This window comes from Shimia sp. R9_1 (genome assembly GCF_017743775.1).
GTDB lineage: Bacteria > Pseudomonadota > Alphaproteobacteria > Rhodobacterales > Rhodobacteraceae > Shimia.
The window spans coordinates 1193723-1214882 of the sequence record NZ_JAGHRN010000001.1 but is presented as its reverse complement, the minus strand read 5'-3'; the positions used below and the strand labels follow the sequence as shown (position 1 = coordinate 1214882).

Annotated in this window: 21 protein-coding genes; 14 read left to right on the top strand and 7 right to left on the bottom strand. The window is 59.2% G+C overall.

Going from position 1 to position 21160, the window contains the following annotated elements:
- Window positions 1-37: 37 nt before the first annotated feature.
- Together J7399_RS05880 and J7399_RS05875 are read left to right on the top strand one after the other, a co-directional pair.
- A complete protein-coding gene (locus J7399_RS05880; protein ID WP_209064744.1) occupies window positions 38-682 on the top strand; it encodes an LON peptidase substrate-binding domain-containing protein in 645 nt (214 codons plus the stop codon).
- On the top strand, window positions 682-882 hold the full coding sequence (locus tag J7399_RS05875; protein ID WP_209084820.1) for a Trm112 family protein: 201 nt from the start codon (window positions 682-684) through the stop codon (window positions 880-882). Before J7399_RS05880 ends, J7399_RS05875 begins: the two co-directional genes overlap by 1 nt.
- A 152-nt stretch (window positions 883-1034) precedes the next feature.
- Here J7399_RS05875 and J7399_RS05870 read toward each other — a convergent pair whose 3' ends face one another.
- Window positions 1035-2249: an FAD-dependent monooxygenase gene (locus tag J7399_RS05870; protein ID WP_209084611.1), complete on the bottom strand. Its 1215-nt coding sequence runs from the start codon at window positions 2247-2249 to the stop codon at window positions 1035-1037.
- An 84-nt stretch (window positions 2250-2333) separates the two neighbouring features.
- On the opposite strand from J7399_RS05870, the gene J7399_RS05865 reads away from it, so the two are divergent.
- From J7399_RS05865 to rarD, 9 genes are all read left to right on the top strand, one after another.
- Window positions 2334-3710 carry an amidase family protein gene (locus J7399_RS05865; RefSeq protein WP_209084818.1) on the top strand — a complete coding sequence of 459 codons (1377 nt, stop codon included), beginning with the start codon at window positions 2334-2336 and terminating at the stop codon, window positions 3708-3710.
- Window positions 3707-4807: a class I SAM-dependent RNA methyltransferase gene (locus J7399_RS05860; RefSeq protein WP_209084609.1), complete on the top strand. Its 1101-nt coding sequence runs from the start codon at window positions 3707-3709 to the stop codon at window positions 4805-4807. Before J7399_RS05865 ends, J7399_RS05860 begins: the two co-directional genes overlap by 4 nt.
- Window positions 4808-4820: 13 nt before the next feature.
- Window positions 4821-5534, top strand: a complete 714-nt coding sequence (locus tag J7399_RS05855) for a phosphotransferase (RefSeq protein WP_209084607.1) — start codon at window positions 4821-4823, stop codon at window positions 5532-5534.
- A 232-nt stretch (window positions 5535-5766) separates the two neighbouring features.
- Window positions 5767-6339 carry an XRE family transcriptional regulator gene (locus J7399_RS05850; RefSeq protein WP_209064755.1) on the top strand — a complete coding sequence of 191 codons (573 nt, stop codon included), beginning with the start codon at window positions 5767-5769 and terminating at the stop codon, window positions 6337-6339.
- A gap of 50 nt (window positions 6340-6389) precedes the next feature.
- Entirely contained in the window at window positions 6390-7013 is a 624-nt protein-coding gene (locus J7399_RS05845) for a LysE family translocator (protein WP_209084605.1), read from the top strand.
- An 11-nt stretch (window positions 7014-7024) separates the two neighbouring features.
- Entirely contained in the window at window positions 7025-9475 is a 2451-nt protein-coding gene (locus J7399_RS05840; RefSeq protein ID WP_209084603.1) for an FAD-dependent oxidoreductase, read from the top strand.
- Window positions 9472-10374 (top strand): homocysteine S-methyltransferase family protein, encoded by a 903-nt coding sequence (locus J7399_RS05835; protein WP_209084601.1) that lies wholly within the window; start codon window positions 9472-9474, stop codon window positions 10372-10374. The genes J7399_RS05840 and J7399_RS05835 overlap by 4 nt, the downstream gene beginning before the upstream one ends.
- A gap of 93 nt (window positions 10375-10467) precedes the next feature.
- Window positions 10468-12918 carry an FAD-dependent oxidoreductase gene (locus tag J7399_RS05830; protein ID WP_209084600.1) on the top strand — a complete coding sequence of 817 codons (2451 nt, stop codon included), beginning with the start codon at window positions 10468-10470 and terminating at the stop codon, window positions 12916-12918.
- 110 nt (window positions 12919-13028) lie between these two features.
- The gene (gene rarD, locus J7399_RS05825) at window positions 13029-13937 is read left to right on the top strand and encodes an EamA family transporter RarD (RefSeq protein WP_209078452.1); all 909 of its coding nucleotides are present in this window, start codon (window positions 13029-13031) and stop codon (window positions 13935-13937) included.
- Window positions 13938-13940: 3 nt separating this feature from the next.
- Here the strand turns inward: rarD and J7399_RS05820 are convergent, their stop codons facing one another.
- Together J7399_RS05820 and J7399_RS05815 are read right to left on the bottom strand one after the other, a co-directional pair.
- Window positions 13941-14654 carry an SGNH/GDSL hydrolase family protein gene (locus J7399_RS05820; protein ID WP_209084598.1) on the bottom strand — a complete coding sequence of 238 codons (714 nt, stop codon included), beginning with the start codon at window positions 14652-14654 and terminating at the stop codon, window positions 13941-13943.
- Window positions 14655-14657: 3 nt separating this feature from the next.
- Complete coding sequence (locus J7399_RS05815; protein ID WP_209084596.1) at window positions 14658-15068, bottom strand: nuclear transport factor 2 family protein; 411 nt, start codon at window positions 15066-15068, stop codon at window positions 14658-14660.
- 106 nt (window positions 15069-15174) lie between these two features.
- Between J7399_RS05815 and J7399_RS05810 the strand changes: the two genes are divergently transcribed.
- Window positions 15175-15828, top strand: coding sequence for an RluA family pseudouridine synthase (locus tag J7399_RS05810; RefSeq protein WP_209084594.1), 654 nt, complete (start codon window positions 15175-15177; stop codon window positions 15826-15828).
- A gap of 3 nt (window positions 15829-15831) precedes the next feature.
- Here the strand turns inward: J7399_RS05810 and J7399_RS05805 are convergent, their stop codons facing one another.
- The 3 genes from J7399_RS05805 to sseA all read right to left on the bottom strand — a co-directional run bounded on the left by J7399_RS05805 (window position 15832) and on the right by sseA (window position 18391).
- Window positions 15832-16290 (bottom strand): GAF domain-containing protein, encoded by a 459-nt coding sequence (locus J7399_RS05805; protein WP_209084592.1) that lies wholly within the window; start codon window positions 16288-16290, stop codon window positions 15832-15834.
- 62 nt (window positions 16291-16352) lie between these two features.
- Window positions 16353-17537 carry an amino acid aminotransferase gene (locus tag J7399_RS05800; RefSeq protein WP_209084591.1) on the bottom strand — a complete coding sequence of 395 codons (1185 nt, stop codon included), beginning with the start codon at window positions 17535-17537 and terminating at the stop codon, window positions 16353-16355.
- Window positions 17537-18391: a 3-mercaptopyruvate sulfurtransferase gene (sseA, locus tag J7399_RS05795; protein ID WP_209084589.1), complete on the bottom strand. Its 855-nt coding sequence runs from the start codon at window positions 18389-18391 to the stop codon at window positions 17537-17539. The genes J7399_RS05800 and sseA overlap by 1 nt, the downstream gene beginning before the upstream one ends.
- 203 nt (window positions 18392-18594) lie before the next feature.
- On the opposite strand from sseA, the gene J7399_RS05790 reads away from it, so the two are divergent.
- Window positions 18595-19308, top strand: a complete 714-nt coding sequence (locus tag J7399_RS05790) for a hypothetical protein (RefSeq protein ID WP_209084587.1) — start codon at window positions 18595-18597, stop codon at window positions 19306-19308.
- On the opposite strand, the gene smpB is transcribed toward J7399_RS05790, so the two are convergent.
- Entirely contained in the window at window positions 19305-19784 is a 480-nt protein-coding gene (gene smpB, locus J7399_RS05785) for an SsrA-binding protein SmpB (protein WP_209084816.1), read from the bottom strand. The genes J7399_RS05790 and smpB overlap by 4 nt on opposite strands.
- Window positions 19785-19968: 184 nt before the next feature.
- On the opposite strand from smpB, the gene J7399_RS05780 reads away from it, so the two are divergent.
- Entirely contained in the window at window positions 19969-21156 is a 1188-nt protein-coding gene (locus J7399_RS05780) for an aminotransferase class I/II-fold pyridoxal phosphate-dependent enzyme (protein WP_209084586.1), read from the top strand.
- Window positions 21157-21160: the final 4 nt, after the last annotated feature.

Genomic DNA, 21160 nt, shown 5'->3' with positions numbered 1-21160 from the left:
GCTTTGCGGATCAGGCGTTCCAGAGTAGGCTTCTGCCATGTTCAAAGCCGCTGACCTTCCGGAAACGCTGGCGGTGTTTCCTTTGCCCGGGGCGCTGATGTTGCCCCGCGCGCGCCTCCCGCTGCACATCTTTGAACCGCGTTATCTGGCGATGTTGGATGACGCGCTCAAGACCTCGGAGCGCTTGATCGGGATGATCCAGCCCAATGAGGTGCCGGGGCGGGACGGCTCCGGCCTGCACACCATCGGCTGCGCCGGGCGCATCACCCAGTTTTCAGAGACCGATGACAATCGCTATCTGATCACCCTCTCGGGCGTGTCACGCTTTCGCGTGCTGCAGGAGGTCGAAGGGTTTGCGCCTTACCGCCGCTGTCAGGTGCTATGGGACGGTTTTGAGCGCGATCTGGGCGGCACGGAAAATGATCCGGGCTTTCAGCGCCCGGCCTTCATGGATCTGCTCAAGCGGTATTTCGACCAGCGCGAGCTGTCGACCGATTGGGACACGCTCAAAGATGCCGATGACGAGTTGCTGATTAACTCGCTGTCGATGCTTTTGGAGTTTGGCGCAGAGGACAAACAGGCGCTTTTGGAGGCGCCTTCGCTGACCACGCGCCGCGAAACCCTTGTGACACTTTTGGAATTTGCACTGCGCAGCGGTGACGGAGAGGACTTGATACAATGATGGATGCGCAAACCGAGCCGCAGCTTGACCCGAAATTTGACCGCCGGATGCTGGAGGCTTTGGTGTGTCCTCAGACTGGCCGGACCTTGGAATATGACTCGGAAAAGCAGGAGCTGATCTCCCGCGCGGCTGGTCTTGCCTTTCCGATCCGCGCAGGCATCCCTGTGATGCTGATCGACGAAGCGCGTGTGATTGAGTGATCGGCCAAGCGCAATCCCAAAAGCGCGATCCCAAAAGTGGGCACCGGTTTTGGGATCAAATTGCGCGGAATAATTAAAAGGTTGAGGGGCCAGCCCCCTCGCGCTTTGCGCTCACCCCCGGGATATTTGACGAATGAGAAGCGCTGGCGCCTCTACTGCATCAGCTTGGGCAATTCACCATTGAGGCCCGCAGCCTCACGCATGAAGGTGCGGCGCAGGCCGGGCATTGCCCCCACAAGCCCCATGCCCACATCCCGCGCGGCACGCAGCAGCGGGTTGTCGTTGGAAAAGAGCTTGTTGGTCAGATCGGTTGCGGCCACCAGCGTGGCGGTGTCAAAGCGGCGCCATTCCTGATAACGCCCCAACACCAGCGGAGAGGCGATGTCTTCGCCGCGCTGCTGCGCTTCAGTCAGGATCTGCGCAAGCGCCGCCACATCGCGCAGACCGGCGTTGAGGCCCTGTCCGGCAATCGGGTGCATGCCATGGGCCGCATCCCCCACCAGCGCCACGCGCTCTGCGATGAAGCTGTTGGCCACCGACAGGCTCAGCGGATAGGTGAAGCGGTTGCCCGCCAGCTCAATCTCTCCAAGGAAATCGCCAAAGCGCGGACGCAGCACCGCCATATAGTCGTCATCAGACAGCGCATGAATGGCAGCAGCAGCCTCGTCGGTTTCTGACCAGACAATCGAGCTCATATTGTTTGGCAGTGGCAGGATCGCCAGCGGGCCGGGGGGCATAAAGAACTGATGCGCCACGCCATTGTGGGGCTTTTCATGATTGATCGCGCAGACCAGCGCGGTCTGTCCATAACCCCAACCGGTACGCTTGATACGCGCGCGTTTGCCAACACCGGTCTGCCGCCCGTCACAGCCCACCAGCAGCCTTGCACGCCGTGTCGTGCCATCACTCAGCGTGACCGTGACACCGCTGACATCGACGGTTTGATCCGTGACCTCTGTGCCGGAAATCAGCGTGATCTTCGGCTCGGCCTCCATCGCGGTGAGGAAGGCGCGGTAGAGAAAGCGGTCCTCCAGCATAAACCCCATCGGGCCTTCTTCGATCTCGCGGTGGTCAAAATGCATGAAGAACGGTGCCGGCCCTTCGCCCGCGCGCCCGTCTGAGACCTTGATGTCGCGCATCGGCTCGGCCTGATCCGCCACCTGCTCCCAGACACCAATCGCACTCAGCAGCCGCTTGGAGGCCAGCGCCAGCGCATAGCCACGCCCGTCAAAGTTGCCTGCCGCCCGTGCAGGTGCAGGGCGCGCATCCACAACGGTCACATCAAAGCTCGCCTGCGCGAGCGCCAGTGCCAGAGCAGGGCCGTTCAGCCCGCCACCAGCGATCAGAATATCGGTGTCAAAACTCATGACGCCAATATGGGTGTCGGTTCGGGATTGTCCATGCGCGATTGCGCCGCTACCGTCGCGCTGATCAGAGGTTTGGAGAGCAAAATGTTGGAATGGCTGAAAATGGGCGTTGCGGATCTGGGGCGCGGGATTGAGGCTGGGGCAATTGATCCGGTGGCGCTGACCGAAACCTATCTGACCGCCATTGAAGGCCATACCCTGCGTGATCGCATCTATTCTGCGATCACCCGCGAGCGCGCGCTGGCAGAAGCCACCGCCGCATCCGAGCGCGCCCGTCTGGGGCTCCGCCTGTCGCCGCTTGATGGCGTGCCGATCAGCTGGAAAGACCTGTTTGACAGCGCCGGTGTGGTGACGGAAGCCGGGTCTGCCCTGCTTAAGGGGCGCGTGCCGCAGGAAGACGCCGAAGTGCTCGCCAATGCCACCGCCATGGGTCTGATCTGCCTTGGCAAAACCCATATGAGTGAGCTGGCGTTTTCAGGTCTTGGTCTCAATCCGATCACCGCCACACCGCCCTGCGTGAACGATCAAGATGCGGTGCCCGGCGGCTCCTCGTCCGGGGCGGCCACCAGCGTGGCGTTTGACCTCGCACCTGCGGGCATCGGCTCTGACACCGGCGGCTCGGTGCGCATCCCGGCGGCGTGGAATGATCTTGTCGGTCTGAAAACCACGCCGGGGCGGATTTCCTGCAAAGGCGTGGTGCCGCTGTGCCGCAGCTTTGACACCATCGGCCCGATCACCCGCACCGTCGAAGACGCCGCTCTGCTCTTTGCCATGCTGGATGGCAGTGCCCCTGTGGATCTGCGCGGCGTGTCGCTGAACGGCAAGCGTTTTGCGGTTCTGGAAACCATCGCGCTTGAGAATTTACGCAAGGCCCCGCTTGCCGCCTTTGAGCGCGCCACCCACCGGATGAGCGTCGCGGGCGCCACGCTGGAGTTCATTCAGGCGCCGGAGATTGCCGAGGCCATGTCCCTCACCGCGCCGCTCTATACGGCGGAAGCCTACGGCGAGTGGAAAGACACCATCGAGGCCGCACCGGACAAGATGTTTGACCAGATTCTGGAGCGGTTCCGCGCAGGGGCCACCATCACCGGGCCGGATTATGTCGCCGCTTGGCAGCGCTTGCATGAATTGCGCGAGATCTGGGAGGCCCGCATTGCCAGCTATGACGCTGTGGTGCTGCCCACCGCGCCGATCCTGCCGCCCAATGTGGAACGCCTGATGACCGATCAGGAGTATTACATCACCGAAAACCTGCTCGCCCTGCGCAACACCCGCATCGGCAACCTCATGGGCAGTGCGGGCATCACCCTGCCCACGGATGTGCCCTCTTGTGGCGTTATGCTCTTGGTCAAAGGCGGCGATGAAGCGCGTCTGTTGCGCTTGGCCGCCGCCGTGGAGCCGCTTTTTCATGCAGACTACGCCTCGCGTCACCTGACAAAGCCCGCTACAAGCGGCGCATGAAAAAATTTGAAATCTTTGTGGTGACCGCGCCGGGGCTGGAAAAGCCTCTGGCGGCGGAAATGGCGGATCTGGGCTTCAAAAAGCCCAAAATGATGCCCGGCGGCGTGCGCTTTCGCGGCAACTGGCAGGATGTCTGGCGCGCCAATCTGAGCCTGCGCGGCGCGGTGCGCGTGCTGGCGCGGATCGACAATTTTCAGGCCATGCACCTCAACCAGCTGGAGCGTCTGATCGCCGATATGCCATGGCGGCAATTTCTGCGCACCGATGTCCCGCTGAAGGTGGATGTCGCCACGCAGAAATCCAAAATCTACCACGCTGGCGCCGCCAAAGAGCGCATCGAGCGGGGCTTGGCCACCGCTGTCGGCGCGCCCATTTCGGCTGAGGCCGACGTGGTGGTGAAGGCGCGGATCGACAACAATATGGTCACACTCTCGCTCGACACCACGGGCGAAAGCCTGCACAAGCGCGGCCATAAATCCGCCGTCGCCAAGGCCCCCATGCGTGAAAACATGGCCGCCATGTTCCTGCGCCAGCTTGGCTTTGATGGCAGCCAGCCGGTCTATGACCCGATGTGCGGCTCCGGCACTTTTGTGATCGAAGCGGCCGAGATCGCCGCCGGGCTTCTGCCGGGGCGCTCCCGCAGCTTTGCCTTTCAGCAGCTCGCCAATTTTGACATCGAGGCGTTCCAAGCGCTGCGCAATGGCGAGGCAACAGCGCCCAATGCACGCTTCTTTGGCTCTGACAAAGACGCCGGTGCGATCCGCATGGCAGGCGAAAACGCCAGCCGCGCAGAGGTGGCGGATTGGGCCAGCTTTGCCCAGAAAAGCGCAGGCGAGATCACACCACCAGTTGGCCCTCCCGGTATCGTCGTGGTGAACCCGCCTTATGGCGCACGCATTGGCGACAAAAAAGGGCTGTTTGCGCTTTATGCAAGCTTTGGCAAAGCGCTCTCGCAGCATTTCTCCGGCTGGACCGTGGGCATCGTCACCACCGACACAGGGCTCGCCCGAGCCACCGGTCTGCCACTGGAAACACCCTTTGCCACCGTGGCCCATGGCGGTTTGAAGGTGCAGCTCTACACCTGTGAGGTGCCTTAGGAGCCGCAAAGCGATGAGCCATCCACCTCTGCATCTCTGGGGCCTCCATGCGCCGCTTGAAGAGCTCACGGGTGGCCATCGCAATACGGTCTGGCGTACGTGCGGCCTGCCCAGGGATCTGGTGTTCAAATCCACCCAACGGTCAGAGGTAGCCATGGCCTGGCTTGCAGAGGTGCAGACCATCGCCCGCAGCGCAGGGCTAAATGTGCCGCACATGCGCCGCAGCCTGTCCGGCGCGTGGATCGCTGAGGGCTGGATATGTGAGGAGCTTGTCGAGGGGGCGGCGATACCGCCTGCTGCGGCCTCTGACCTCTCCGTCCCGCTCAACCGGTTTCACGAAATGAGCCGCGCTGTGTCCCAAAGGCCGGGGTTTTGTGCCACCGCCGACCTGCTGACCCGCGCGGCGGGCGGCGACGTTGACCTCTCGCAGATGCCCGCCGATCTTGTGGCCCTGTGTCGGACCGCTTGGGCTGGCGTGCAAACCACGCCGCTCTGTGTGGTGCATGGCGACCTTGCGCCGGGCAATCTGCTGCGTGATCCGCTAGGTCATCTCTGGCTGATTGACTGGGATGAATGCCGCCGCGACCTGCCGCTGTTTGATCAGGTGATGCTTGAGCCTTTGGGGGCGGTTGCGCGTCGTGCCCATCTCGCATGGGAGGTGGCCTGCGGCTGGCAGCGGGAGCCGGAACACGCCCGTCAACTTGCTCAAGATCTGCGCGGATTTTGAGCTGTGAAATCCACGCAACGCCCGTTGGGGTAACCTTTTTTCGGACCGAAATTTCGCACCTACGCGATACAGCCGCAATACAGACGCGATACCGACGTTGTTTTTCATGGTTAACGCGGCTTTTGGCGCGCGCAACAAATGTGAAGATCGCGTGAAAAAGTGCTTTGAAATTTCACCAAACTGAGGCACCGTGAAATTCGAGGGAAAAATTTCACGACTGGATTCGCGCTATATGCTGCACGATGTGCCCCAAAACCCCCAGACGCTTGGCGCCGATCTGCGCGCGCTGCGCAAGGCGCGCGGCCTGACATTGACGGATATGGCAGAAGCGCTGGAACGGTCTGTGGGGTGGCTCAGTCAGGTCGAGCGCGACAAGTCCGAACCAACGATTTCCGATCTCCGTCAAATCGCGCAAGTCCTTGAAGTTCCTATGTCTATGCTGTTCGGCCAGTCCTCCGCGCTGGCCCATGAACAGGGCTATATCGTCCGCGCAGGCGCCCGCCGTCCGATGGGTGGCAGCGAGGAAGGGCTGATCGAAGAGCTGCTCTCACCTGATCTCACGGATGATTTTGAGATGGTGCATTCCACCTTCGCGCCCCGCTCCGAGATGCAAGTGCCCGCCACCCGACCGACGCAGGAAGTGGGCTATGTGGTTGAAGGCAAACTGAATTTGCGGATCGGGACACAGGAATTCTCGGTCGGTCCAGGCGACAGCTTCCGCATCCGCGGCGAGGAGTACCACTGGTCCAACCCGCACGACGACCCCTGTGTCGCGATCTGGGTGATCGCCCCGCCGGTCTATTGATGTTCTGACACATCAATCTGAGAAACGCTTTAAAAACAAGGAGGAAGGCCATGCTTGAGACATTCGCAAATATGGAAAGCGTCACGCTCTGGGCCTTCATGGCGGCCTCGCTGGTGATGTATCTGACCCCCGGCGCGGATATGATGTTCACCATTGCCTCTGGCATTGCGGGCGGGCCCAAAGCCGGGTTTGCCGCCACCGTTGGCGTAACGCTCGGCTTGCTCATGCACATCACTTTGGCCGCCGCAGGCCTTGCCGTTGTGATCGCTGCAACCCCCACGGCCCTGCTGGTGATCCGTTATGCAGGGGCAGCCTATCTTCTTGTTTTGGCTTGGCAATCCTGGCGTGCCTTACCACCTTCTGAGGAGACTGACGGCCGCGCAAACGTCGCGCGCGCGCTGCGTCGCGGGTTCCTGACCAATATGATGAACCCCAAGATCATCCTCTTCATCCTCGCCTTCTTGCCCCAGTTCACCACACCTGAGGCCGGCCCCATTTGGCACCAGATCGCCATCTTGGGCCTCATGTTTTCCGCTGGTGGCTTCGTTGTGGTCTCCATGATCGGCCTCTCCGCAGGCTTGGTCGGAGCCAAGCTCAAGAAGGCCACCGGGGTTCTAAACAAATGCGCATCCATCATTTTTGGCGGCCTCGCTGCCAAACTGGTTTTTGACTAAGGGAGACCAACATGTCCGATTTTCCAACCAAGGCCCGCGTGGTCATCATCGGCGGTGGGGTCGTTGGCACCTCAAGCCTTTACCACCTTGCCAAGAAGGGCTGGACCGATTGTGTTCTGCTGGAAAAGAACGAGCTGACCGCGGGTTCCACCTGGCACGCGGCCGGGAATGTGCCCACGTTTTCAAACTCTTGGGCCATCATGAATATGCAGCGCTACTCCACCGAGCTTTACGTCCGCTTGGGTGAAGAGGTGGACTACCCGATGAACTATCACCAGTCCGGCTCGATCCGGCTGGCGCACACCAAAGAGCGTGTGCAGGAGTTTGAACGGGCCATGTCCATGGCCCGCTATCAGGGCATCCCGATGGAGATGTGGACCCCGGAAGAGGCCAAGGAGCGCTATCCTTTCCTTGAGACCCACGATCTCATGGGCGTGCTCTATGACCCCACCGACGGTGACATCGACCCGGCCCAGCTCACCCAGGCGCTGGCCAAAGGCGCGCGGGACATGGGCCAAAAGATCATCCGTTTCTGCCCGGCGACCGGTGTGACCCAGCAGGAAGACAAAAGCTGGATTGTGCACACCGACAAAGGTGACATTGCCTGTGATTATGTAGTGAACGCAGCAGGTTACTACGCTCAGCGCGTGGGCGAATGGTTCAAGCCTTACGGCGGCCGCTCCGTGCCGATGATGGTGATGAGCCACCAGTACCTGCTGACCGAAGAAATCCCCGAGGTGGAAGAATGGTCCAAAGCCAACGGTGGTGTGAAGCTGCCGCTGCTGCGCGACGTGGATATCTCTTACTACCTGCGTCAGGAGAAACACGGCTACAACCTCGGCCCCTATGAGCCCAACTGTAAGGCCCATTGGGACACAGACGCCGACCCGATGCCGGATGATTTCTCCTTCCAGCTCTGGTCTGACGATCTGGACCGGATCGAGGACATCGTGACCGACGCCATGGAGCGTGTACCGCTGATGGCCACCTCCGGCATCAGCCGTGTGATCAACGGCCCGATCCCCTATGCGCCAGACGGTTTGCCACTGATCGGCCCCATGCCTGGGGTGGAAAATGCCTTTGAAAACTGTGTGTTCACCTTCGGCATCGCTCAGGGCGGCGGGGCTGGCAAAGTGCTCGCAGAGTGGATCGTGGATGGCCACACCGAGTGGGATATGTGGGCCGTCGATCCGCGTCGCTACACCGATTACACCGATCATGATTACTGCGTGAAGAAAGGCATGGAAGTTTACGGCAACGAATACGCCATGCATTTCCCGCATCACGAATGGCCCGCCGCGCGCGACAAGAAGCTCTCCCCCGTCCATGACCGGGTGGTTGCACAAGGCGGTGTTATGGGGGCCTACAACGGCTGGGAGCGGGCCAACTGGTTCGCCAAAGATGGCGACGACACCTCGCTGGATGCGACCCACACCTGGGGACGCTCCGGCCCTTGGGAGCAGCGCATAAAAGAAGAGTGCGAAGCGGTGCGCGATCACTGCGGTGTGCTTGATTTGCCGGGCTTTTCCCGCTTCATGGTCAAAGGCGAGGGCGCGGCCGAAGCACTGCGTGGCCTCGTGACAGGTGGCCTTCCAAAGGTCGGTCGGATGAACCTTGTTTATGTCTCAGATGACCGCGGCCGCATCCTGACAGAGATGTCTTGCATTCGTTTGGGTGAGGATGAATTTGTGATGATCACAGCGGCCACTGCGCAATGGCACGACCGCGATATTCTGACCAGAGTCATGCCTGCTGGCGTGACGGTTGAGGATGTCACCACCACCCGCGACACGCTGATCGTCACAGGTCCAAAATCGCGTGAGATTCTGGCAAACCTGACCGATGCGGATCTGCAGAGCGGTTGGCTCACCCACCAAAGCGCGACCGTCGCAGGGCAACCTGCCTATCTGATCCGTGTGTCTTTTGCGGGTGAGCTGGGTTGGGAAGTGCATGCGCTGAATGAGCATATGCCAGCAATCTACGATGCCATCATCGCCGCTGGAGCGACACCGTTTGGCATGTATGCGCTGAACTCGCTGCGCCTTGAGAAAGGCTACCGCGCGTGGAAAGGCGATCTCTCCACGGATTACTCTCTGCTCGAAGGGGGCCTTGGCCGTTTTGTGAAGCTTGACAAGCCGCAGGCGTTCCCGGGCAAAGCCGCGATCCAGAACGAGCTGCAGCAAGGCGTCAAAAAATCCTTTGTTACCTTGGTTGTAGAGGCCGGTGATGCTGACGCGCCTTACATGTCTTGCATCTGGCACGGCGATCAGATTGTGGGTGAAACCACTTCTGGCGGCTGGGGGCATCGGGTGAATGCGTCCATCGCGCTGGGCATGGTGCAGGCGGATCTGGCGAAGCCCGGCACCGAGCTAGAAGTTGAGATCTACGGCGAGAAATACCGCGCCGTGGTGCAAGAGGATCAGCCGCTCTGGGATCCGGCCAACGAACGCCTGCGGGCATGACGCAGGTCATCTTGAAAGATGGTGGATCGGGTCAGGAGCTCCTGGCCCGGTCATCCATGTCGGCCCATCCGCTTTGGTCCACCAAGGTGATGATGGAAGAGCCGGAGACCGTGCAGGCAGTGCATGCGGATTTTATCCGGGCTGGCGCGCGCCTGATCACGCTCAACACCTATTCCGCGACGCCTGAGCGGCTGACGCGGGAGGGTGTCGGCGATATGTTTGAAACGCTTCAGAAGCGGGCGATTGACCTTGCCAATGCTGCACGGGATGAAGTTGAAGCGGACGGCGTCAAACTGGCCGCCTGCCTGCCACCGCTGCACGGGTCTTATCGCCCGGATATGTCACTCGGCCACGCTGATTTGCTGCCAGCCTATCAGGAAATAGTCGCGGCGCAGGAAGCGGCGTGTGACGTCATCCTCTGCGAGACCTTGTCCAGCATTGCCGAGGCAACTGCTGCAGCTCAGGCTGGTGTCGAAACAGGCAAGCCAACATGGGTGTTTGTCACGCTCAAGGACGACAACAGCCAGACCTTGCGTTCCGGAGAGCCGCTTGAGGCCGCGTTGGACGCGCTCAAGGGCATCAAAGTCGCGGGCATTGGCCTGAATTGTTCCAAACCCGAAGTTGTGTCCGGCGGGCTTCCGGCCGTGTCGGCGTCCGCAGGTGCAACCGGTGCCTACGCCAATGCTTTCACGGGCATCGATCCGCTTGAAATCGGCGGTACCGTTGACGGGCTGCGCGCCCGCGATGATGTGACGCCCGCACGCTACGCGGACTTTGCCATGCAATGGGTCGCGGATGGCGCTCGCTTTGTTGGCGGCTGCTGCGAGGTCGGCCCGGGTCATATCGCCGAACTGGCAAACCGTTTGAAAGAGGCAGGTTATGACTTGGTCGGGGCCTGACTTCATCTTGCTGAAATTACGCCGGGTGTCCGGGGGCAGCGCCCTTGGCCGGCCTTGGGCCTAAGCCTGTGAAATACCTGAAAGGACATCGTAATGGCTGATCTTCCAAACAAAGCACGCGTGGTGATTATTGGCGGCGGTGTGGTGGGCTGTTCTGTGGCGTACCACCTGACCAAATTGGGCTGGAAAGATGTTGTGCTTTTGGAGCGCAAGCAGCTGACTTCGGGCACCACGTGGCATGCCGCAGGCCTGATCGCGCAGTTGCGCGCCACGGCAAATATGACCAAGCTCGCGAAATATTCCCAAGAGCTCTACGGCAACCTGGAAGCCGAAACGGGTGTGGCCACAGGCTTTAAGCGATGCGGCTCGATCACGGTGGCTTTGACCGAAGAGCGCAAGGAAGAGATCTACCGCCAAGCGGCCATGGCACGTGCCTTTGGGGTTGAGGTCGAAGAGATCTCCCCGGCTGAGGTGAAGGCGCGTTATGAGCATCTCAACATCGAGGATGTGAAAGCTGGCGTCTGGTTGCCGCTGGACGGTCAGGGAGACCCGGCCAATATTGCGTTGGCTTTGGCCAAAGGTGCGCGGCAGGGCGGTGCCATCGTCAAGGAGCGTATCAAAGTCACCAATATCGCCAAATCCGGTCGCAAGGTGACGGGCGTAGATTGGGTCTCTGATGACGGCAACGCCCAAGGCCACATTGCCTGCGATATGATTGTGAACTGCGCGGGTATGTGGGGCCATGAAGTGGGCCGCATGGCGGGCGTGAACGTGCCGCTGCACGCCTGTGAGCACTTCTATATCGTGACCGAAGGCATTCAGGGCCTCACACAGATGCCGGTGCTGCGCGTTCCCGATGAATGCGCCTACTACAAGGAAGACGCAGGAAAAATCCTGCTCGGCGCCTTTGAACCCAACGCCAAGCCTTGGGGCATGAACGGCATTCCCGACAGCTTTGAGTTTGACCAGCTGCCGGAAGATTTTGACCACTTTGAGCCGATCCTGGAAGCGGCTTGCAACCGTCTTCCTATGCTGGCTGAGGCGGGCATCCACACCTTCTTCAACGGGCCGGAAAGCTTCACTCCGGATGATGCCTACCATCTTGGGCTGGCACCTGAGATGGACAATGTCTGGGTGGCGGCTGGCTTTAACTCCATCGGCATTCAGTCTGCGGGTGGCGCCGGTATGGCGCTGGCGCAATGGATGAATGATGGCGACAGGCCCTTTGATCTGGGGGATGTGGACATCAGCCGCATGCAGCCATTTCAGGGCAACAAAACCTATTTGTTTGAACGCTCCAAAGAAACGCTAGGGCTGCTTTATGCAGATCACTTCCCCTATCGCCAAAAGGCCACCGCGCGCGGCGTGCGGCGCACACCGTTCCATCATCACCTCAAAGAGCAGGGCGCGGTTTTTGGCGAACTTGCGGGGTGGGAACGGGCCAATTGGTTTGCGAATGAAGGCCAAGAGCGCGAATACCAGTACACTTGGAAACGCCAGAATTGGTTTGAGAACTCCGCCGCTGAACACCGCGCCGTGCGTGAGAATGTCGGCATGTATGACATGTCGTCCTTTGGCAAAATCCGCGTGGAGGGCCCGGATGCCGAAGCCTTCATGAACTACGTTGGCGGCGGCGATTATTCGGTGCCAAATGGCAAGATCGTCTACACCCAGTTCCTCAACCGCAGCGGCGGGATTGAGGCGGATGTGACCGTAACGCGGCTGACGGAAACCGCCTATCTTGTTGTCACGCCTGCCGCAACGCGGCTTGCTGATCAGACTTGGATGCAGCGTCACAAGGGCAACTTTAATGTGGTGATCACAGATGTCACCGCGGGCGAGGGTGTACTGGCCATCATGGGGCCAAACGCGCGCACGCTTCTTGAGAAAGTGTCTCCGGCGGACTTCTCCAATGCGACCAATCCGTTTGGTACAGCGCAGGAGATTGAGCTGGGCATGGGCCTCGCGCGGGCACATCGTGTGACCTATGTGGGGGAGCTTGGCTGGGAGATCTATGTGTCCTCAGATATGGCAGGACATGCCTTTGAAACGCTCTGGGACGCAGGACAGGACATGGGGCTGAAGCTTTGCGGCATGCATATGATGGACAGCTGCCGGATCGAAAAAGGCTTCCGCCACTTTGGGCATGACATCACCTGCGAAGATCACGTGGTGGATGCGGGTCTCGGGTTTGCTGTGAAGACGGACAAAGCAGACTTCATCGGCAAAGAGGCGGTGATCGCACGCAAAGAGAGCGGCCCCAAGAACCGGCTTTTGCAGTTCAAGCTCACGGAGGCTGAGCCTCTGCTGTTTCACAATGAGCCGATCCTGCGTGATGGCGAATATGTCGGGTATCTGAGCTCCGGAAACTACGGTCACACCTTAGGTGCTGCCGTGGGGCTAGGCTATGTGCCGTGCGAAGGAGAAAAAGCCGCAGACGTTCTGGCGTCGACCTACGAAATCGATGTGATGGGCACAAAAATTCGCGCCGAGGCCTCTTTAAAGCCCATGTATGATCCCAAGTCCGAGCGGGTCAAAGTCTAAGAGCGGCGGGGTCATCATCAAGATTGGTGATGGCCTCCCTCACAAAATCGGGCGTTTCCTTCCGAAGGGCCGGGCGGTATCAAGGCACGTCGCGGCTGAAGGAGACACCCATGGCGGCAACCAGCAACACACCCGAGAATGTGGACACGCCCAGAGGTTTTGCCTTTGCGATGGCGGCTTATCTGCTTTGGGGGTTCCTCCCGCTCTACATGAAGCTTCTCGCGCATATGCCAGCGCTTGAGGTTGTGGCGCATCGGGTCATTTGGTCTGTGCCGATTGCCGGGGCTGTTCTGATCATTCTGCGGCGCACGAGCGATTTGATCGCGGCATTGCGCAATCCCCGCACGCTTGCCATGGGCTGCATAACAGCGGCGCTGATCACGGTGAATTGGGGGATCTATGTTTGGTCGATCGCCAATGATCGCGCGCTTGATGCGGCGCTTGGCTACTACATCAATCCGCTGTTCAGCATTGCCCTCGCAGCTTGTCTGCTGGGGGAGCGGCTCTCGCGTCTGCAATGGATTGCCGTGGCTCTGGCTGCTGGCGCTGTGGCCGTGCTTTGGGCGGATGCCGGCAAATTGCCTTGGCCAGCATTGGCTCTCACCGTGTCCTGGGGCTTTTATGCCTTTTTCAAGAAGTCGTTGCCCATTGGACCCAACCAAGGGTTTTTGCTGGAAATTTTGATCCTGTCCGTGCCTGCAACGGGATATCTGGCCTGGCTGATATCAAGCGGGCAGGGGCATTTTATGCAGAACGCATACGATACCTGGCTGTTGCTGGGATGTGGCGTGGTCACGGCGGTGCCGCTGCTGTTTTACGCCAATGGCGCCAAGCTCATGCGGCTGTCGACCATTGGAATCATGCAGTACATTGCCCCGACAATGATCTTCCTCGTTGCGGTGTTTGTGTTTGATGAGCCCTTTGGCCAGGCAAGGATGATTGCATTCCCGATGATCTGGCTGGCACTGGTGGTCTATTCGATCCCGATGCTGAGAGATTTGCTGGGCAAGCGCGGCTGAGGATCATCCAAGTCGCGCGCGAATGTGGTCTGCAAACAGCGATGCCCAGAGCGTGTAGGCCTCTTCGGAGGGATGATATCCGTCAGACGCCTGATAGCGGGTTTCAAAGGGCAGATTGATGGGCAGGTGGCTGAGTATCGGGTGTGTGGCCGCCAAACCTGCCAGTGCGTCGTCAAGGCGCGTGGCCTGTGCCCCCAGCACCCACCGCAAGGGTTGAGGTACCTGCGGGTAGGCGCCCATTGGCGGCAAGCCGGATGCCACGATGCAACGCGCACCAAACTTCGTGGACAGTAGATCCGCGAGCTCTGTCTGCCGCTTTAACCATTTGCGTCGGCTGCTGCCGCGGGTGACGTCGTTCACACCGAGAGCGGTGATCGCTAGATCAAATGAGGCCGCTGGCAGGGCGTTCAGGCGGTTCAGCATACCCGTGGTGGTGATGCTGCTTTCACCAATCAGTTTCCAAGTCACCTGATGATCTTGCGCAAGGTTTTGCACCAATCGTCCGGACAGGGCCTTTTCCTGTGAGGTTGCGCCCACTCCTGCGGCGGAGCTGTCTCCGACGATCAGCAGTCTGAGAGGCTTGCCGGAGCCGCTTTGCCCTTCGCGCGCACCCGGCGGTTCACTGAGCGTGTTGGCCCGCTGTCGCACACCCAGCCCCTGCGCCACCAAAACCGGGGTCAAAGGAATACGGGCAAGTTGATCAGCAGCGGGCAACATGAGTTAGCTTAAAGCCTCTTTGAATTTCAGGAAACGCGGGTCCGTCATGACACGCTTGTTCATCGCATCGCGCAGCGCACCAATGGTTTTATATGGGCGCATCACCACTTCGAAATGCTTAATGTCGCCCGCATCATCAAGGGTGATCAGATCAACACCCACACAGTCAAATTCCCCCACTTTGCACTGGAACTCGAGTGCCCAGTCCTTGCCGTCTCCCATCACGCGGCGATAGCGAAAGTCGGTGAAGACATTACCCACGTGCCCAAGCACCGCTGCCACCGGGTCCCGTCCGGTCCAAGTGGCCCAGTAAGTTGGCGGTTGAAATGTTACATCTTCAGCCAGCAGCGATTTGATGTCGTCTTCGTTGCCCTTGGCGACAACCTCTCGCATGCGTGTGATTGTGGGGTGCATCTGTGGTCCTCCCTTACTCTCCCACGTGTAGCCTGCGCATCTATAGAGGCAACTCAAGCCTGACGTCGGGTTGCTCAACATGCCTCAAAGCCCTATGTCCGGCTCCATGACTGAAATCACCCCCTATGATCCGCCCCAAGATCCACTGGTGATCTTGCATGAAGACAGCGACATTGTTGTGGTCGACAAGCCCTCTGGCCTGCTGTCGGTGCCAGGGCGGGGTGAGCATCTTTCAGATTGCCTGATCAGTCGCGTACAGGCGGCTTTTCCAACCGCTTTGTTGGTGCATCGACTGGATCGGGACACATCAGGTGTGATGGTGTTTGCCTTGACCCCACACGCACAGCGTAACCTGTCGATGCAGTTTGAAAAGCGCAAAACCAAGAAGACTTATGTCGCGCGGGTCTGGGGAAAGATGTCGGAGAAATCTGGCACGGTCGACCTGCCGTTGATTGTGGATTGGCCCAACCGGCCACGTCAGATGGTAGATCATGAGAATGGCAAGCCTGCGATCACCGATTGGCGGGCGCTTAAGGTTAGTGAGACCGAGACGCGCGTGCGCCTGAGCCCCAAAACCGGACGCAGCCACCAGCTGCGGGTGCATATGCTGGCGCTGGGGCATGTTATTTTGGGAGATCCGCTTTATGCGGAAGGGGAGGTCTTGGCGTTCCCCCGCCTTATGCTGCATTCAGAAGAGCTTCGGATCAACCATCCTGAGAGCGGGAAGGGCATGGCGTTTCGCGCGAAGGCGCCCTTCTAGAATTTAGGCGGCGTTCTTGAACGCGGCTGCGAGAATGGCGGTGAGCTGATCGGCGTCTTCTTGGGTGAAAGCGTCGGGCTGGTTGCTGTCGATGTCAAACACGCCAAGAAGATCGCCATTGCCGTTCCAGACCGGCAAAACCAGTTCAGAGCGGGTGCTGCTCGCGCAAGCGATGTGGCCGGGGAAGGCATCTACGTCAGGGACGAGCTGTGTTTCACCGGTGCGCGCCGCTGCGCCACAGACGCCGCGCGAGAAAGGGATCACAAGACAGCCGTGACCACCTTGATAAGGGCCGATCTTGAGCAGTTCAGGCGCGACGACGCGGTAGAAGCCCGTCCAGTCAAAGCGGTCATCGGCGTGGTGCACTTCGCAGGTGACTGTGGCCATGAGCGCGACGGCATCAGTTTCGCCTTCGGTGAGCGAGGCGATCGTGGCTGCAAGGGTGGTGTAATCCAGAGACATGAGCGTACTCCAAAAAGAAACCGCGCCTCAGCGATGGGCCAAGGCGCGGTTGTGATGTGAGTTTAGATGCCAGCGTCGACGATGGCTTTGGCCAGAACCGGCACAGAATTCTTGTTCAGGCCAGCGATGTTCATGCGGCTGTCGCCAACCATATAGATGGCGTTGTCGACACGCAGCCTCTCGACCATCTCTGGCGTGGTGCCCAACTGGCTGAACATGCCCCGGTGCTGTGCAAGGAAGCCAAAGCGATCAGAACCGGACAGGCGCTGAAGTTCGCTGGCCAGCTGTTCGCGCAGCGCGAGCATGCCAAGGCGCGTTTCTTCCAGTTCTGCCATCCAGTCCGCTTTGAGCTCTGGATCAGTCAGAATCGTGGTGACCACCCGTGCGCCATGGTCTGGTGGGAAGGAGAAGTTCTGGCGGTTGAGGTGGTTGAGGTTGCCTTGGGCGATGGCGGTGTTCTCCGCCTTTTCGCTCATGGCAATCAGCAGACCCGTACGCTCACGGTAGATGCCAAAGTTCTTGGAACAGGAAGCCGCGATCAGCAGTTCTGGAACTGACTGGGCCACCAGGCGCGTTGCGGCAGCGTCTTCTTCCAGACCGTCGCCAAAGCCCTGATAGGCGATGTCGATCATCGGTGTGCAGCCTTTGTCGGTGATCAGATCGATCACGGTCTGCCACTGCGTCAGGTTAAGGTTGGCGCCGGTTGGGTTGTGGCAGCAGCCGTGCAGCAGAACCACGTCGTCGCGGGTCACGCCGGCAAGATCTTCCATCATGCCGTCAAAGTTCACGCCACGGGTCTCGGCGTCAAAATAGCGGTATTTCACCATTTCGATGCCAAGGTGGTTCAGAATGCTGACGTGGTTGGGCCAGGTTGGATCAGACACAAAAACGCGGGCTTTTGGATTTGCAGTCTTGATCAGCTCAAAAGCCTGACGAATGGCGCCAGTGCCGCCTGGAGTGGCCACGGCGGCCAGACGATCGCGCGCCACGGTGCCAGACAGCAGCATGTCTATCATGGCGTCCGCATAGGCCGGATCACCCGCCAAGCCGGTATACGCCTTGGTGATCTGCTCCTCGACAATCTTCTGCTCTGCCGCTTTCACAGCACGCATGACCGGGGTCACACCTTCGGCGTTTTTGTAAACGCCAACACCCAAGTCCACCTTGGTGGCACGAGGATCTTCGCGATACATGGCCATGAGGCCGAGGATCTTATCTTTGGGCTGCTCTTTCAGGTTGGTGAGCATCAGGCTTCTCCGGTTGCTACGGGCACAGTGGGGAACGCCCCCCATTCGGCCCATGATCCATCATAAAGGGAGTGATCGGTCTTTCCGAACCGTTCCATCGCGAGGCACAAAACAGCCGCAGTCACACCGGAACCACAGGTGGTGATGGCCGGTTTGCTGAGATCGACGTCTGCGCTTGCAAAGACGCCGCGCAGCTCTTCTGCGGTTTTCATCGTGCCATCTGAATTCAGCGTATCTGTGAACGGTACGTTTTTGGAACCGGGGATATGGCCTGAGCGCAAACCTTCGCGGGGCTCTGGCGCGTCGCCGCGGAAGCGTGCTGCGGCGCGGGCATCAATGATTTCGTGATCCCCGAGTTTGGCCGCATGAGAAACCTGCGTCACGTCGCGCACCATGTGGTTCTGGCGGCGCACGGTCATGTGGCGGTCGCGGATAATGGGCGGCAGATCCTCAACAGGGCGGCCTTCGGCGATCCATTTGGGAAGCCCACCGTCCAGCACCGCGATGTTGTTTTGACCCATCAGTTTGAAGAGCCACCAAACCCGCGCTGCAGAAAACAGGCCTGCACTGTCATAGACCACCACTTGATGGCCGTCTCCGACGCCCATTGCGCGCAGTCGTGACATGAATTTTTCGACCGGCGGCACCATGTGAGGGAGGTTGCTGCGCCCGTCTGAGATATCGTCAATATCAAAATAGCGCGCCCCCGGGATGTGGCGCTCCAGATATTCAGCGCCCGCCGTGTTCTCCATGCCAGCGGGTGACATAGAGCCATCCAGAATGCGGAGATCTGGGTCTTTCAGGTGGGCGGCCAGCCATTCGGTGGACACCAATGTCTTGGGATCGTCGCTCATCTTATCCCTTTCCAGTAACACTAGAAACACTGCCTACATCCCGCACCCGCAAGAGGCAAGTGGCGGGGTGGCGCAGGGCTATGCTGGCGTCCAAAGGTCGGTCGCAAATCTAAATTCGATGAGTGAACCACTTTTGGTTGAATGTCGTAATCTTCCTCGGTTCTATTCAGGTGCCGCGTGTAAAGATGAGGGAGCAAATTGTGATGGCGGGAAAGGTCCTGATAATCGGCAGCGGTCCCAACGCACCATTGGCCGCCGATTGGCCAAGGGAACAGTTTGACCACATCGTTGTCATCAACAATGCATGGCGAGTGCGCCCCGATTGGACACATGTGATCTTTCCTGAGGACTTTCCCATAGATCGGCATCCACCTGAGATCAGAAACGGGCAGAGCGTGGTGCGGTATACGGAATATGTGCCTCAAAATAATGCCTTTGGCGGCGTGCTGTTTGCGGGCGGCACTATGGCCTTTACCGCTGGGTATTGGGCGCTGGGTGCTCTGAAGCCGAAGGTCATGGCCTTCATCGGGTGCGATATGGTTTATCCCAAGCAGGGGAACACGCATTTTTATGGGACTGGGGCCGCAGACCCGCTGCGAGAAGATGTGTCCCTGCAAAATCTCGAAGGGAAATCGGCACGCCTCGCGTTGCTTGCGGTGCAAGAGGGATGCGCCTGTGTGAATCTGTCTGTTGAGGAAAGCCGCATGGTATTCTCAAGGGCTGATTTGCCAATGCTGAAAGATGCCTGCGCCAGTGCGAGTGCGTCGTCTGCTGATATCGCTGCGCTTCGCTCTAAAGAGGCATCACTGGGTTATGAGGCACCAAGTGGACGCTATTGGGAGATTCTTGAGCAGATTGATCCCAAAAAACTCGCCGAAATTGACGCAGAGTGGCTTGCGCTGTTTAGGCAGGTTTAGTCGCCGTGACGCAGTAGGCGCTGCTTTTGGCGGCCCCAGTCGCGCTTTGCTTCCGTCGCGCGTTTGTCGTGGTTTTTCTTACCTTTGGCGATGCCTATCTTCATTTTCACAAAGCCTTTGTGATTGAAGTACATCACCATGGGAACCAGCGTCATGCCTTTGCGCTGGGTCGCACTCCACAGGTCAGAAAGCTGTTTCTTGCTGACCAGAAGCTTACGTTTGCGCCGCTCGAGGTGTGGGAACATCGCGCGCTCATATGGGGCGATATAGGAGTTCACCAACCACAGTTCGCCATCTTCCACAGCAGCATAGCTTTCTGCGATGTTGCCGGACTTCTCGCGCAAAGACTTCACTTCTGATCCCGACAAAACAATGCCAACTTCGATGTCATCCTCGATGGCATAGTCATACCGCGCCCGCCGGTTCTCGGCGATCACCTTATAATTCGGATCAGAGTTCTTTTGCTTCTTGGCCATAACCCGCGTGGCATAGCGCGCTCCTAAGGCAGTGTCCATCCTGAGCGTGCTTTGGCGTTTACGATGTGGTGGCGCGAAGGCCACAAGCTCAAATGTCCCCGGCATTTTAGTGGACGCAGACTCAGGCTTTGGATAGTTTGGGCACAAACGGGGCGCAATGATCCCGAACTTGAGGCAGTTGAATATGATTTTCCCCGAGCGGTTTTCGAACCTACCGGCTTATGCATTCCCGCGTCTGCGTGCGCTATTGGATCACTTGGAACCAGGTGGCCCAGTTGTCCATATGACCATTGGTGAGCCAAAGCATGCTTTCCCTGATTGGGTGACAGACGAAATTGTTGCGCATTCTGCGACCTTCAATCGCTACCCTCCAAACGAGGGTGCACCCGAACTGCTTGAGGCCATCGCAGGGTGGGTGGAACGCCGGTATGGCGTCCCTGTGGATGCCGACACCGAAGTGATGGCGCTTAACGGCACCCGTGAAGGGCTTTATAATTCCGCCATGGCGTTGTGTCCGGAAACCAAGAATGGCGAACAGCCTCTCATTCTGACTCCCAATCCGTTTTATCAGGTCTATGCGGTGGCGGCGATCTCCGTGGGTGCGGAAGCGCTGTTTGTCCCTGCGACCGAAGCCAGCGGCCATCTGCCGGACTTTGCCGGTCTCTCTGAGGCGCAGCTCCAACGCACAGCAGTTGCTTATGTCTGCTCTCCTGCAAACCCGCAGGGTGCAGTGGCGGATCGCGCCTATTGGGAACAGTTGATCGGCTTGGCCGAAAAATATGATTTCAAGATTTTCGCGGATGAGTGTTACTCGGAAATCTACCGTGGCGAAGCACCTACCGGCGCCATTCAAGTCGCGCGCGATATGGGGGCAGATCCCGAACGTGTGCTGATTTTCCACTCTCTGAGCAAACGCAGCAACCTCGCTGGCCTGCGCTCCGGATTTGTTTGCGGCGGCCCGGAGAGCATTCGCCGGATCAAACAATTGCGATCCTACTCAGGTGCGCCTTTGCCGCTTCCGTTGCAAATGGCTGCGGTCAAGGTTTGGCAGGATGAAGAGCATGTGATTGAGAATCGCAGACTCTATGCGGAAAAATTTGAGCTCGCCGATGAGATCTTTGCGGGCATTGAAGGATATCAGAACCCCAACGCAGGTTTTTTCCTCTGGCTGCCCGTTGAAGACGGTGAGGCCGCAACGGTCAAACTTTGGACTGAAACCGGCGTGCGCGTGTTGCCGGGGGCTTATCTGAGCCGCGATGCAGACGGAGAAAACCCTGGGAAGGGGTATATTAGGGCTGCACTGGTGGCTCCAAAAACCGAGGTGGCAGAGGCGCTGGTGAAGCTGCGCGACTGTCTCTACGGGCAAGAATAATAAA

Excerpts from the sequence above, each read along its gene's own strand:
- J7399_RS05855 (WP_209084607.1), top strand. The coding sequence starts at position 4,821 with ATGAGCCATCCACCTCTGCATCTCTGGGGCCTCCATGCGCCGCTTGAA.
- sseA (WP_209084589.1), bottom strand. The coding sequence starts at position 18,391 with ATGAGCGACGATCCCAAGACATTGGTGTCCACCGAATGGCTGGCCGCC.
- J7399_RS05810 (WP_209084594.1), top strand. The coding sequence starts at position 15,175 with ATGACTGAAATCACCCCCTATGATCCGCCCCAAGATCCACTGGTGATC.
- J7399_RS05880 (WP_209064744.1), top strand. The coding sequence starts at position 38 with ATGTTCAAAGCCGCTGACCTTCCGGAAACGCTGGCGGTGTTTCCTTTG.
- smpB (WP_209084816.1), bottom strand. The coding sequence starts at position 19,784 with ATGGCCAAGAAGCAAAAGAACTCTGATCCGAATTATAAGGTGATCGCC.
- J7399_RS05805 (WP_209084592.1), bottom strand. The coding sequence starts at position 16,290 with ATGTCTCTGGATTACACCACCCTTGCAGCCACGATCGCCTCGCTCACC.
- J7399_RS05845 (WP_209084605.1), top strand. The coding sequence starts at position 6,390 with ATGCTTGAGACATTCGCAAATATGGAAAGCGTCACGCTCTGGGCCTTC.
- J7399_RS05815 (WP_209084596.1), bottom strand. The coding sequence starts at position 15,068 with ATGCACCCCACAATCACACGCATGCGAGAGGTTGTCGCCAAGGGCAAC.
- J7399_RS05830 (WP_209084600.1), top strand. The coding sequence starts at position 10,468 with ATGGCTGATCTTCCAAACAAAGCACGCGTGGTGATTATTGGCGGCGGT.
- J7399_RS05790 (WP_209084587.1), top strand. The coding sequence starts at position 18,595 with ATGGCGGGAAAGGTCCTGATAATCGGCAGCGGTCCCAACGCACCATTG.
- J7399_RS05865 (WP_209084818.1), top strand. The coding sequence starts at position 2,334 with ATGTTGGAATGGCTGAAAATGGGCGTTGCGGATCTGGGGCGCGGGATT.
- J7399_RS05800 (WP_209084591.1), bottom strand. The coding sequence starts at position 17,537 with ATGCTCACCAACCTGAAAGAGCAGCCCAAAGATAAGATCCTCGGCCTC.
- J7399_RS05850 (WP_209064755.1), top strand. The coding sequence starts at position 5,767 with ATGCTGCACGATGTGCCCCAAAACCCCCAGACGCTTGGCGCCGATCTG.
- J7399_RS05840 (WP_209084603.1), top strand. The coding sequence starts at position 7,025 with ATGTCCGATTTTCCAACCAAGGCCCGCGTGGTCATCATCGGCGGTGGG.
- J7399_RS05875 (WP_209084820.1), top strand. The coding sequence starts at position 682 with ATGGATGCGCAAACCGAGCCGCAGCTTGACCCGAAATTTGACCGCCGG.
- J7399_RS05820 (WP_209084598.1), bottom strand. The coding sequence starts at position 14,654 with ATGTTGCCCGCTGCTGATCAACTTGCCCGTATTCCTTTGACCCCGGTT.
- J7399_RS05780 (WP_209084586.1), top strand. The coding sequence starts at position 19,969 with ATGATTTTCCCCGAGCGGTTTTCGAACCTACCGGCTTATGCATTCCCG.
- J7399_RS05835 (WP_209084601.1), top strand. The coding sequence starts at position 9,472 with ATGACGCAGGTCATCTTGAAAGATGGTGGATCGGGTCAGGAGCTCCTG.
- J7399_RS05870 (WP_209084611.1), bottom strand. The coding sequence starts at position 2,249 with ATGAGTTTTGACACCGATATTCTGATCGCTGGTGGCGGGCTGAACGGC.
- rarD (WP_209078452.1), top strand. The coding sequence starts at position 13,029 with ATGGCGGCAACCAGCAACACACCCGAGAATGTGGACACGCCCAGAGGT.
- J7399_RS05860 (WP_209084609.1), top strand. The coding sequence starts at position 3,707 with ATGAAAAAATTTGAAATCTTTGTGGTGACCGCGCCGGGGCTGGAAAAG.